This window comes from Veillonella atypica, from assembly GCF_041431435.1.
In the GTDB taxonomy this organism is placed as follows: Bacteria; Bacillota; Negativicutes; order Veillonellales; family Veillonellaceae; genus Veillonella; species Veillonella atypica.
Window position 1 is genome coordinate 183,003 of the sequence record NZ_JAPVXV010000004.1, and the last position, 11,955, is coordinate 194,957.

The 11,955-nt window shown below is 37.7% G+C and carries 10 protein-coding genes; all 10 read right to left on the reverse strand.

What is annotated here, in order from left to right; translation table 11 throughout:
- Positions 1–83: 83 nt before the first annotated feature.
- The 10 genes from O3598_RS06505 to O3598_RS06550 all read right to left on the reverse strand — a co-directional run bounded on the left by O3598_RS06505 (position 84) and on the right by O3598_RS06550 (position 11,701).
- Positions 84–1,316: an ISL3 family transposase gene (locus O3598_RS06505; protein ID WP_316589771.1), complete on the reverse strand. Its 1,233-nt coding sequence runs from the start codon at positions 1,314–1,316 to the stop codon at positions 84–86.
- A gap of 196 nt (positions 1,317–1,512) precedes the next feature.
- The gene (locus tag O3598_RS06510; RefSeq protein ID WP_205096861.1) at positions 1,513–2,835 is read right to left on the reverse strand and encodes a nucleobase:cation symporter-2 family protein; all 1,323 of its coding nucleotides are present in this window, start codon (positions 2,833–2,835) and stop codon (positions 1,513–1,515) included.
- 163 nt (positions 2,836–2,998) lie between these two features.
- Positions 2,999–3,616, reverse strand: a complete 618-nt coding sequence (locus O3598_RS06515) for a cyclodeaminase/cyclohydrolase family protein (RefSeq protein ID WP_371452185.1) — start codon at positions 3,614–3,616, stop codon at positions 2,999–3,001.
- Between the two features lie 86 nt (positions 3,617–3,702).
- Entirely contained in the window at positions 3,703–5,373 is a 1,671-nt protein-coding gene (locus O3598_RS06520) for a formate--tetrahydrofolate ligase (protein WP_371452187.1), read from the reverse strand.
- A gap of 234 nt (positions 5,374–5,607) precedes the next feature.
- A complete protein-coding gene (locus O3598_RS06525; RefSeq protein ID WP_038123735.1) occupies positions 5,608–6,876 on the reverse strand; it encodes an SLC13 family permease in 1,269 nt (422 codons plus the stop codon).
- A gap of 103 nt (positions 6,877–6,979) precedes the next feature.
- Complete coding sequence (ttdB, locus tag O3598_RS06530; protein ID WP_005377424.1) at positions 6,980–7,591, reverse strand: L(+)-tartrate dehydratase subunit beta; 612 nt, start codon at positions 7,589–7,591, stop codon at positions 6,980–6,982.
- Positions 7,591–8,493, reverse strand: a complete 903-nt coding sequence (gene ttdA / locus O3598_RS06535) for a L(+)-tartrate dehydratase subunit alpha (protein ID WP_156718566.1) — start codon at positions 8,491–8,493, stop codon at positions 7,591–7,593. Before ttdA ends, ttdB begins: the two co-directional genes overlap by 1 nt.
- Positions 8,494–8,879: 386 nt before the next feature.
- Positions 8,880–9,902, reverse strand: coding sequence for an AraC family transcriptional regulator (locus O3598_RS06540; protein WP_039926898.1), 1,023 nt, complete (start codon positions 9,900–9,902; stop codon positions 8,880–8,882).
- A gap of 168 nt (positions 9,903–10,070) precedes the next feature.
- Complete coding sequence (locus O3598_RS06545) at positions 10,071–10,337, reverse strand: membrane protein (RefSeq protein ID WP_005377360.1); 267 nt, start codon at positions 10,335–10,337, stop codon at positions 10,071–10,073.
- A gap of 341 nt (positions 10,338–10,678) precedes the next feature.
- Entirely contained in the window at positions 10,679–11,701 is a 1,023-nt protein-coding gene (locus O3598_RS06550) for an AraC family transcriptional regulator (protein ID WP_371452189.1), read from the reverse strand.
- Between the last annotated feature and the right edge of the window lie 254 nt (positions 11,702–11,955).

Below are 11,955 nucleotides of genomic sequence, written 5' to 3' on the forward strand. Positions count from 1 at the left end.
TAGGTGTAACCCCTGTGAGTTTAGTCACTATTTGGAGATTATTACTTTCAAAAAAAGAGGCTCTCTGTCAAATGTTGGGGTATTCACCCTACGAGTCTTCTTTGGCACCAATCATAGTTATGGTTGGTGCCATTCTTTTTGCTCAAAAGTAGAATACGTACTCTAAATCTACCAAAGTGGCGAAGTCCATAGCTTATTCGTTTTAATACCTTAATCTTGTTGTTAGTTCCTTCTGTGTATCCATTAGAATATGGAAGTAAGAATGCATTAGTTAATTGAGTCATCCATGCAGGAAATGATGTAAAGAAGTTATTAAATTCTTTCAAACCAGATGCTTTCACTAATTCTAACCAATGGGTTAAATGTGCAGCTATTCCTTGTTTACCATAGGTTGAAAAGATTTTTCTAAAAGATAGTTTTAAAGCATATGCTTTCCGTATATCTTCAGAAATTCGAAGTATTTCACAGAGCTTAATGTGTTCAGCTTCCGTTAAATGGTCTGGATGCTTCATTAGTACACGTCGATTCTGTTTTAACATACGTGAATAAGCAGCCAGTTTATGTTGCTCACGCTTTCTAACTCGCTCTACCGCCCAATCTACAAGTCGACATACATGGTATCGATCACAGATAATATGCGCATGTGGAAATAGCGCCTCCATGATGCGCTTAAATTGTATGGACATATCCATTACAATAAACTTAACTTGTAGGCGATCCTTATGTTTAAATGATGCAAAATAGTGGATTAATGCTTGCGTATCACGTTTCGGTAAAATATCTAATATTTCATGTGTATCTGGATTAGTTAAATTAACTTGGTATTGGTAGCCTTCTGCATTTCCTTTAAACTCATCAATACCAATCACAGTGGGTAAGGTCTTAGGCTTAGGTATAGTGATCATAGAGCAATAACGTAATACTGTAGTAATAGATGTATCACACTCGTTAGCAATAGCTGTATAGGTTATACTTTCAGTAAGTTTATCAAATAGCATTCTAATATTAGTTACACTTAGTTGCATATGTTTTTGTACAAATGGATTGCTTTCAGCAAAAGAATGACCACAATGAGGACAAATATACCGACGTTGTCTGTATTTTCCAATTAGTGGACCTCGTTGTACTTTTCCAAACTTTACAGTACGTATGCGGTAATCCTTAATATGCTTTGTGCTTTCTCCACACTTTGGGCAAATATGTGATGTTGCTGGTAATTCTATGTCAAAAATAAATATTCCGTCTAATTCATAGCTATTTGTAATATATTCTTGTTTTACATTATGTAAAAATTCAGTATAATCAGTAGTAGGCATATAAGCTCACATCCTTTCTTTAGGACTTTGACACTTTTATTGTAAAGCATGTGATCCTTATATGCTTATTTTTTTGCAAAAAAATAATGTTGGAAGTGACACCGTAGTGGTGTCACCCCAACATTTATTATAGAGCCAAAAAAGAACCCTACCCACTACGAGTAGAGTTCTTAGTATTAATAATGGTGAAAGCCGATTAACGACGGCCCATTTCTTTAAATTCATCGCCCTTATTCACGCCATTGAGCAATAAGTTAAGGAGGATGGCCATGATACTACCAAAGGTAATACCAGATTTCAAAATAATTTGAGCCCATGCAGGGAAATGTGCATAGAATGTTGGTGCCGCAATAGGAATCATGGATACGCCAATACTAATAGCAACGAGCATCAAGTTTTGATTACCCTCAAAATTAACTTTACCAAGCGAACGGATACCGCTAGCAATAATCATACCAAACATAGCAATACCAGCACCGCCGAGCACTGCATTTGGAATGCTTGCTACAACAGCTGCCAATTTAGGGAATAAACCTAATAGAATTAAGATTACACCAGATGCAGCTACTACAAAACGACTTTTAACGCGTGTTACAGCGATAAGACCAACGTTTTGAGCAAATGCTGTATATGGGAAGCTATTAAGAATACCACCAATAACAGTGGAAAGACCATCGGCACGGATAATGGATGCCAATTCCTTACGATCGATTTTTTTATCTACAATCTCACCGATAGCAATACTATCGCCAGTTGTTTCAACCATAACAACGAGCATAACAACTACCATGGAAAGTACGGATGCCCAATCAAATGTAGGCATACCAAAGTAGAAAGGTTCAATCATAGCTACCCAATGAGCTTTGCCTACCTCAGCAAAATTAGCTACTCCCATGGCAAAGGCAATAGCCGTACCACCAATAAGACCAATTAAAACGGAAAGATTACCAAGAAAACCTTTGGCAAATTTATAAGTAAAAATAACGATTAAGAATGTAAGGAACCCGAGTCCTATGTTGGTAAGACTACCAAACTGCGGATTACCTACACCGCCCCCCATCCAGTTGACGGCAACTGGCATAAGGTTAATACCAATGATTGTAATAATGGTACCTGTTACAACCGGTGGGAACAAACGAATCAAACGACTAAAAAACGGTGCCACTAAGAATGTAAAAATACCGGCTATGATGATGGCACCGTAAATAGCGGTCATGCCATGTTGAGCACCAATCATGGCCATCGGACCAACAGAGGCAAAGGTTACGCCTTGAATCATCGGGATTCGACCACCAATATTACCAAACCCTATTGTTTGAATAAGTGTGGCAATACCGCAAGTAAATAAGTCCGCTGTAATAAGTCGGATTAAATCCTCTACAGGCAAATGCATAGCTTGCGCAATAATGATTGGTACCGCTACAGCACCGGCATACATTGCTAATACGTGTTGTAAACCGTAGGCAAACAGCTTAGGTATTGGCAACATAGAGTCAACAGTATTGTTTTGTTCTGACATAATGGTCTCCTGTTTTCTAAACTACAAACATTACACTTATATTCTACGTTATTATTCGGATTTAAACAATAGAAAAAGAAAAACCTTAGAAATTTTATTTTCTAAGGCTTTCTATTTTATTTTTTTCCGAACATTCTTAGTGTAAAAGTATGTTATCGTCCATTTATTTGTACAAGGCTAAAACGGATGATTCCTTTTCGTCTAGTTCAGATTCTATTTGATTCATTTGCGCTTTCAAATCAGCTACATAGCTTTCATCCTTAATGCCAGATATATTGATACGCACATTTAAAAACGCCGCCTTTACCGCTGCCCGCGCATTGATGGCCGCAATAATACCATCAGTAATGAGGTTTTGATTACCTTTCGTAGCTGCAACATAAGCAAGATCAAAGATTTCATAACTAATCATGCCGATTTCTAACGGTACATTGGCCGCATCCTTATAAGCCTGTTGAATCGCAGCAGTACGCGCCAGTTTCTCTTCATCCGTATTTTTAGGCAATGCCAAAGCATCCATAAATAAATTAAATACATTAGCATCTGCTTGTACTAGTGAAAGTGCTTTCTCACGAATCACCTCTGCTTTTTGTTGTAAAAGATGCATCTCGTCTTGCACATCTTCGTATCCTTTTTTATCAAATGTTAAATTCGCTACCATTTCAGCCAATGCTGCACCTGTAGCTGCCGTCAATGCCGCAATCGCCCCACCACCTGGAGTAGGCTCCTTTGATGCAGTTGCCGCTACAAAATCTTTTACAGAACTCGTCAATAAATCCATATATACTCCTCAATAACAAAGGGGGCTATTGCCCCCTCTGTATACTATGTCAATAAAAATACTATGTCGATTACAATACCATAGTGTTAGAACAATCCTTTAATGGTACCGTCCGCATCAATGTCCATGTTAAGTGCAGCAGGACGTTTAGGCAAGCCTGGCATAACCATAACATCACCAGTACGGCATACTAGGAATCCTGCACCATTAGCAACGCGAATATCCGTTACATTGATTGTAAAGCCTGTTGGTGCACCTAATAACGCTGGGTTATCGGATAAAGAATATTGCGTCTTTGCCATACATACTGGCAAATTATCAAGACCCCACTCTTTTAATTGAGCGATTTGTTTTTTCGCTTTAGCCCCAAATGTAACACCATCACCACCATAAATAGTGCGAACAATTTTACCGATTTTGTCTTCGATGCTATCTGTTAATTCATATACAAATTTAGGTGTTGGTTCACTACCTTCCACGAGTTCCACAACGCGTTTCGCCATGTCGATACCACCTTCGCCACCTTTTTCCCAACATTCATTGAGCTCTACAGGCACGCCATAGTCATTGCACAACCGTGTTAACTCGGCAATTTCCGCATCTGTATCGGTAACGAATTTATTGATGGCAACCATAACAGGTACACCAAAGAAACGCATATTTTCAATGGCCTTACGTAAGTTACTAAACCCTTTTGTTACAGCCTCTACGTTTTCTGTATTTAACTCTTGTTTTGATACACCACCATGCATTTTAAGAGCACGCAATGTAGCGACGATGACAACGGCATTTGGGAAGATATCGCCATAACGACATTTAATGTCGAGGAATTTTTCTGCCCCTAGATCAGCGCCGAAGCCAGCTTCGGTTACTACAATATCACCAAGTTTCATGCCTAGTTTTGTAGCTACTACAGAGTTACAACCATGTGCAATATTAGCAAATGGACCGCCATGAACGATGGCAGGCGTATGTTCCAATGTTTGTACAAGATTTGGTTTAATAGCATCTTTCATAAGAAGTGCCATCGCACCTTCACATCCGAGTTGATGTACATACACCGGTTCGCCCTTAAGATTTGGACCGATGACGATGCGACCGAAACGAGCTTTCAAATCTTCTAAATCCTTAGCTAAACACAAAATAGCCATGATTTCAGAGGCAACGGTAATCATAAAATGATCTTCACGAGGGAAACCACATACCTTGCCACCCATTGCGACAGTGACATTACGCAATGCACGATCATTCATATCGAGAACACGAGTCCAAGAAATTTGACGCAAATCGATTTGGAGCTCATTACCTTGGTGGATGTGATTATCAATCATAGCAGATAAAAGGTTGTTCGCTGCTGTAATGGCATGCATATCGCCTGTAAAATGAAGATTAATATCATCCATTGGTACAACTTGTGCATAGCCACCGCCAGCAGCGCCGCCCTTGATACCGAACACAGGTCCCAATGATGGCTCGCGAAGTGCGGCGATAGCCTTCTTACCAATTTTATTTAATGCTTGCACCAAACCAATGGAGGTCGTAGATTTACCTTCCCCTGCTGGCGTTGGTGTAATAGCCGTAACGAGAACTAATTTCCCGTCTTTTTTATTTTCTAAACGCTTAATGGCATCAAAGGGAATTTTTGCCTTATAATGACCATATTGCTCTATATCATCAGGTGTAAGACCACATTTATCAGCAATAACCTGAATTTTTTCCATCTTATTTTGTTGAGCTATTTCAATATCGGTAAGCATAATTCCTCCTCATATCCACCTGTTTTGTCTACTGTGAATGTATATTTGTACACTCGTTACTTTTTCTATTATATGTGAAAGTATGGATTATGTCTAATCATTTCTTACTTATATGTATATTGCTTTTTCTAATCAATAGGCTAAGGCACACATAGACTAAGGAGTTCAACAATAAAACCGCCACCAACGGTGACGGTTTAATATCACTTACTATATAAAATTACTTTGTACATATTAGAACGGGAATAGGATTGGCAATAATACTAATGCTACAATACTAGACACGACAATGAGCGGTAAACCAGCTTTCACATAGTCCATGAAGCTATAACCAGCTATATTATATACCATAGTATTCGCAGGCATACCAATTGGTGTAGCATACGCTAAGGAGCTAGCGATTACGATAGCTGCAAGCACTGCTTTTGGATCGAATCCCAATTGAGAGGCTAAGCTAAGACCGATTGGTACCAATAATGCACAGGTAGCAGTATTAGACATGAAGTTCGTCATGAACACACCAAGCACAAAGATTACTACTAGAACAACAATTGGAGATGGACTAGCACCAAGGCTATTTACGATAATATCTGCAATTACAGAACCAGTACCTGTTTTAACCATTGCGTCCCCAAGGGCCATAGAGCCAGCGAAGAGCATGATTGTTTTCATATCGATAGATTTTACAGCTGCTGTTTCACTAATAACATTTGTAGCTACTAATACAAGAGCACCTACCCAGGCACTCACATAAAGTTTTACACCTAATTGTTTTTCAAAGATCATAGCACCAACGGTCAAAATCAATACAAGTGCTGAAGTCCATTTTTTCCAAGACGGTACATGGCTATAATCTTCATTGTTTTCAAAGGCACCATCTGGTTGATGACTTGGAGCATCCGGTAAGAAACGTTTACCAATTGTAGCATAGAAAATAGTACCAACAATAAGAATTGGCAAACCTACTAGACCATAATCAAAGAAACCAAAAGAGCCTAGGCCCGCTTGTTGTAAGCCCGCTTGCGCAATCATGTTGCCAGGAGCGCCGATAAGTGAAATATTACCACCCATAGCTGCGGCAAATACAAGAGGCATCAATAATTTAGTTTGTTTAAAACCACTTTTTTTACAAATACCAATAATTACAGGAATCAGTACAGCAGCTGTACCAGTATTAGATAAGAAGCCAGATAATATACCTGTAATCATCATAATTGCAACGAGCAAAGACGTTTCGGTTTTGGCAAACTTATGAACTACATTACCTACCCCTACTGCTACACCAGTTGCAAAGAAGGCTTCACCAATAACAAACATGCCCATAAATAGTAAGACATTTGGATCTACAAAACCGGCGAATGCTTCTTTAGCGGATAAGACTCCACTTAAGTGCAAACCTACTGCTACAACCATAGCAGTAATAGATAATGGAATTTTCTCCCATGCAAACATGACGATGGCAAATACCAAGAAGCCAAGAGTTATCATTACACTCGTATCCATACATACCTCCCAATACGTGTAATATCCCTAAAAAAGGGTACAAAAAAGGAGGATTGTACAAAATCCGTATAATCCCCCTATTAAATTGAAGATCACAATTCGATTATTTAATGAAGCTTACGTGTTTATAAATCTCTTCTAACACTTCATCTTTTTTCGCATTGTATTCTACTTTTTTATTTTCAAAGTAGTTATTCCCTTCCGCATCGATGGATACGATGAGCGGACCAAATTCTTTTACACGACAAGTCCACAAGGTTTCAGGCATGCCTAATTCACGCCAGTTCGCAGATTCGATTTCTTCTACTTCTGTAGCAGCAAGTACGGCATTACCTGCTGGGAATACGCAGTGAAGAGCACCAAAATCTTTACATGCACGCGTTGTTTCAGGACCCATGCCACCTTTACCAACGATGAGGCGTACACCTGTTTGTTTTACGAATTCATATTCGAATTTTTCCATACGCATAGATGTAGTAGGACCTACGGAAATCATTTCGAATTTATCATCCCCATGGTCACGCACGATTGGACCTGCATGTAAAATGGCACCATTACGAACATCTACTGGTAATTCACGACCATATTCAACAAGACGACGATGAGCTACATCACGACATGTTGTGATGTGACCATTTAAGTAAATAATATCCCCTGCTTTAATTCCTTTAAGATCAGATGCTTGGATTGGTGTTGTCAAAATATGTTTAGCCATTAGAATGTCACTCCTTTGTGAGATAGAATTTCGTACTTACCGTCTTTATCAAATACCATATGTCCGCGACGATGGTTCCAGCAACCAACGTTAACAGCTACGGAAATTACAGATGGATGACGAGAACCATGTTCGATGTTTACACCCATAAGGGATTTATCACCGCCCATACCTTGAGGTCCAAGATGTAATGCATTAATACCATCTTCTAGTAATTGTTCCATATATGCTGCTTTTTCATTTTCAGCCTTAGAGGATACAGGGCGCATCAACGCTTTTTTAGACATAGTTGCTGCTGTATCGATAGATGTAGCAATACCAACACCAACCAATAATGGAGGACATGCATTCAAACCATAGCTTGTCATCAAATCCAATACGAATTTAGCTACCCCTTCATAACCTTCGCCTGGCATCAATGTTTTACCAGATCCTGGCAAGGAGCAACCGCCACCGGCCATATATGGGAAAATTTCTACATCATCACGATCAGGTACGATATCCCATGTAATGTAAGGTGCAGTGCGACCAATATTTTTACCAGTATTGAATTCATCAAATGTTTCTACACAGTTATGACGAAGTGGCGCATCTTGCGTAGCTTGATATGTGGCATTGCGCAAGATTTCTTCAAGTTCACCAATTAATGGATAATTAGAACCAACCTTCACCCAGAATTGCAATACTCCTGTATCTTGGCAAGAAGGACGATTCAATTCATAGGCAAGATCCATATTTTTATGCATCGTTTCATAAATTGTTTTAGCTAATGGATTCTTTTCATCGGCTGCCAATTCTTTAATTTTAGCTTCCACATCATCAGGTAATTTCTTTGCCATATAAGCAATGAACTTAGCAATGACATTTGTCATCTCTTGTACTTGTTGTTCTTTCGTACTCATCGTAAACCTCCAACAGGACTTCATTATTTAAAACTTAGCATTTATTTTGTATCGGAACCTTAGCTCCTTTCGATGATTTCATTGTACTCTTTTTTCAGGATATAACTATCCAATATACAAGTTGATTTTTGAGAGTGAAGTCCCTATAAAATCATAATGAATCACCTATATAAGTAAATTTTAACGCATATAAAATATACAATTTTACCTACCTATAAACACGAAAAAGAGCACTACTTATTGAAAAGCAGTGCTCTTTTTATATTTAGGAACTGGGATTTTTAGTATATACAAAATTACCTATACCTAATGATTGTATATCTCCCTAAATTTAAAACGCAAAACCATAAAATTATAACAATTTACAATGGCTGTACTAATTAAGGTTAGGATTGTAATTTTTTAACAACAGATTCAAGCTGTTCTCTAACAACTTGTAATTTTTGATTCGCTTCCTCTAGCTTTAACTTATAACTAGAATCATGTTCATAAGGCAAACAAGATTGTAGTAGTTCTACAATATCTTCCTCTTGTGTAGATATAATCTCTTTCCAATCATGTAATTTGGTCTTACGCCCTAACTCTTTTGCTTGCTTACGATATTCTGATGGTGTCGTATGAAAGTGCTTTTTAAAGGCAACATTAAAGGCTTTAATATCTGCAAAGCCACAACTACTTGCAATATGAGCAACCCCATCATCAGAATTAGCTAAACGAACTGTAGCCTCCCTTAGCCTCATCCGCAAGAGATACTCTAAAAAGGAAACGCCTAATTGGCGTTTAAAGAACTGCGATGTATAGTTCACATTATAGCCACCGATTTGGGCAATATCTTCTAATTCAATCTTTTGCTGATAATTTTTATCTATATAGGCAATCATCTTATCAAAGGTAGCTACTGTCATATCAACAGGCTTACCATGAATCGACTTAACCGCATCAATCTCATCATATACCTCACTGGCTAATGCTAAATAGTGATGTTCTAACCACATCTGATTAATGGGGCTTTCACCATTAGACTTAATCAACATCATCATGGCTGCGTGATGTCGTAAAGAGGTAAAGAACGGATTATGCCGATTAGACTTATCAGAGCGTATCACAAATTGATACATTCCAAAGTTCGGATCAAATTGTTGAAAGAAATCCTTACCTACATGAATAACCAATGCCGTCGTATCCTGCTCTAATGCCAACGTAGCGTGCCCCACTTGAGGGGAAATAATGATAGAGTCGAGAGGTTCCATCGTGAAAACCTCACTATTACAGCTCATCTCGATACGGCCCTTTAATAAAATAAGAATTTCCGTTTCTCCATGCCAATTGTAATGATAGGTACTAACCTTGTATATATGGCTACTGAAATCTATATGATTATGTTTATATGTATAGTAAAAGTAATCCATAATTACCTCATCTTCTAACATAAAAATGCATCCCTAATAAATCCAAGGGATGCATTTATTATGATACATATAATTAAAAACGGTCAACAGCATCTTAAGATTATTTATTGATTAAGTCACATAAAGTCCCACGAAAGAGAACTCGATGGAAAACGCTTATGTAGAAAATTACATAAGAGCTGTAATAGCTGCTGCTAAACCGAAGAAGATGCCTGGTGCATTGGCCAATGCAACTGGAATATCTCTATGTTCTTTAAACAAGCCATATGCTACCCATAATGTGCAGTTGATAGCTGCTACTAATGGTTGGATCCAATCGCCTGTGCCTGGATGAGCTAGGTTGTTCATAATTTGTGGGAAATAAGATACATACATTGCTACTGCTGTAACTGTTGCAACTTTACCTACATTTTCCATGAATTTAATACGAGTCATTATATCCTCCAAAATTAGTAACTCAATACGTGTTTGTTATCTGATGAATCATATTCTACTCGTTTTGGTCGATATAACTATCCATATTAAAAGGTAATTTTTTAGGTAAAATCATAGAAAACATATGGAATCATCACTATTTTCTCATTTTGATCAATCTAAAATCTATAGATTTTCCTATAAAAAGAGCACTACATATCAACAGTAATGCTCTTCTAAGAAATATATGATTTTTAAATATATAGAAAATCACCTAGGTCTAATTTTTCTATATGCTACAAAAAATACTTTGCATGAACAGCAAAAGTTCCATCATTGCCACACCCTACTATAAATAGTAATTATAATTCGCTAACAACATCGGCAAGCTTCGCTTTCAATGATTCTAGCTTGTGGCTCATGTACTCTAACTCCGCCTTTGCTCTAGCATCATCTTCATAAGACAAGAATGATTGTAATAAGTCTAGTACATCTTGATTTTCAACCGAAATAATTTCCTTCGAATCTTGTACCATTGTTTTACGTCCAATTTCTTTCACTTGCTTACGATATTCTGTTGGCGTCATATGAAAATGCTTTTTGAAAGCTACATTAAAGGCCTTGATATCTGCAAATCCACAACTACTTGCAATCCTTGCAACAGCCTCATCCGTACTAGTTAATTGTGTCGTAGCATCTCGCAGTCTCAACCGCAACACATAGTCCACAAAAGAAATGCCCATTTGCCGTTTAAAGAATTGTGATGTATAGGCCACATTATAGCCACCTATTCTCGCAATATCTTCTAGTTCTAACTTTTGTTGGTAATGTTCGTCGATATACTCAATCATTTTATCAAAGGTAGCCGGTTTAATATCACCAGGTCTTGCATTTTCATGAATTTTTTTGACTGGATCAAATTCTCTAAATACATCCCCCACTAAAGACAAGTAATGATGCTCTATCCACATACGATGAATTGGGTTTTCACCTTTATTCATTAATAACATCGTCATGGCCGCATGATGGCGTAATGTCGTAAAAAATTCATTACGACGTGTGCTCGCATCGGAACGAATAACAAACTCATACATGCCAAAATCCGAATCATACTGTTGATAAAATTCATTACCTACTTGAATAACAAAGGCAACCACATCCTCTTCAAGAGCGAGTGTTGAATGACCCACTTGAGGAGAAATAATAACAACATCAAGAGGTTCCATCGTAAAAACCTTATCATTACAACTCATCTCAACACGACCCTTTAAGAGAATAAAAATCTCTGTTCCCCCGTGCCAATTGTAAGTATAAGTACCAACCTTATATATACTACTGCTAAACTCAATATAATTGTGCTTATAGGTATAATCAAAATAATCCATAGCATCTTAACCGCTCCATATGAAAAAAGCATCTCGTTCCAATCAAAGAGATGCTTTAATTATGATATATTCATTCAATTACGGTCAATATCATCTTTATTTTTTAATATCGATTCCGATACATACTGTTCCCAAAATTAGTACAGGCCTGTTCTATTTGCAACGAGCCTATACATAGGGTCCTAGAATTAGTACAGGCCTGTTCTATTCGCGATGAGCCTATACATGCAGTCCTAGAATTAGTACACGCCTGT

What these genes read in the sequence shown, in the direction of transcription:
- O3598_RS06525 (WP_038123735.1), bottom strand. Translation starts at nt 6,876, where the DNA reads ATGGATACGAGTGTAATGATAACTCTTGGCTTCTTGGTATTTGCCATC.
- O3598_RS06505 (WP_316589771.1), bottom strand. Translation starts at nt 1,316, where the DNA reads ATGCCTACTACTGATTATACTGAATTTTTACATAATGTAAAACAAGAA.
- O3598_RS06545 (WP_005377360.1), bottom strand. Translation starts at nt 10,337, where the DNA reads ATGACTCGTATTAAATTCATGGAAAATGTAGGTAAAGTTGCAACAGTT.
- O3598_RS06550 (WP_371452189.1), bottom strand. Translation starts at nt 11,701, where the DNA reads ATGGATTATTTTGATTATACCTATAAGCACAATTATATTGAGTTTAGC.
- ttdA (WP_156718566.1), bottom strand. Translation starts at nt 8,493, where the DNA reads ATGAGTACGAAAGAACAACAAGTACAAGAGATGACAAATGTCATTGCT.
- O3598_RS06515 (WP_371452185.1), bottom strand. Translation starts at nt 3,616, where the DNA reads ATGGATTTATTGACGAGTTCTGTAAAAGATTTTGTAGCGGCAACTGCA.
- O3598_RS06510 (WP_205096861.1), bottom strand. Translation starts at nt 2,835, where the DNA reads ATGTCAGAACAAAACAATACTGTTGACTCTATGTTGCCAATACCTAAG.
- O3598_RS06540 (WP_039926898.1), bottom strand. Translation starts at nt 9,902, where the DNA reads ATGGATTACTTTTACTATACATATAAACATAATCATATAGATTTCAGT.
- ttdB (WP_005377424.1), bottom strand. Translation starts at nt 7,591, where the DNA reads ATGGCTAAACATATTTTGACAACACCAATCCAAGCATCTGATCTTAAA.
- O3598_RS06520 (WP_371452187.1), bottom strand. Translation starts at nt 5,373, where the DNA reads ATGCTTACCGATATTGAAATAGCTCAACAAAATAAGATGGAAAAAATT.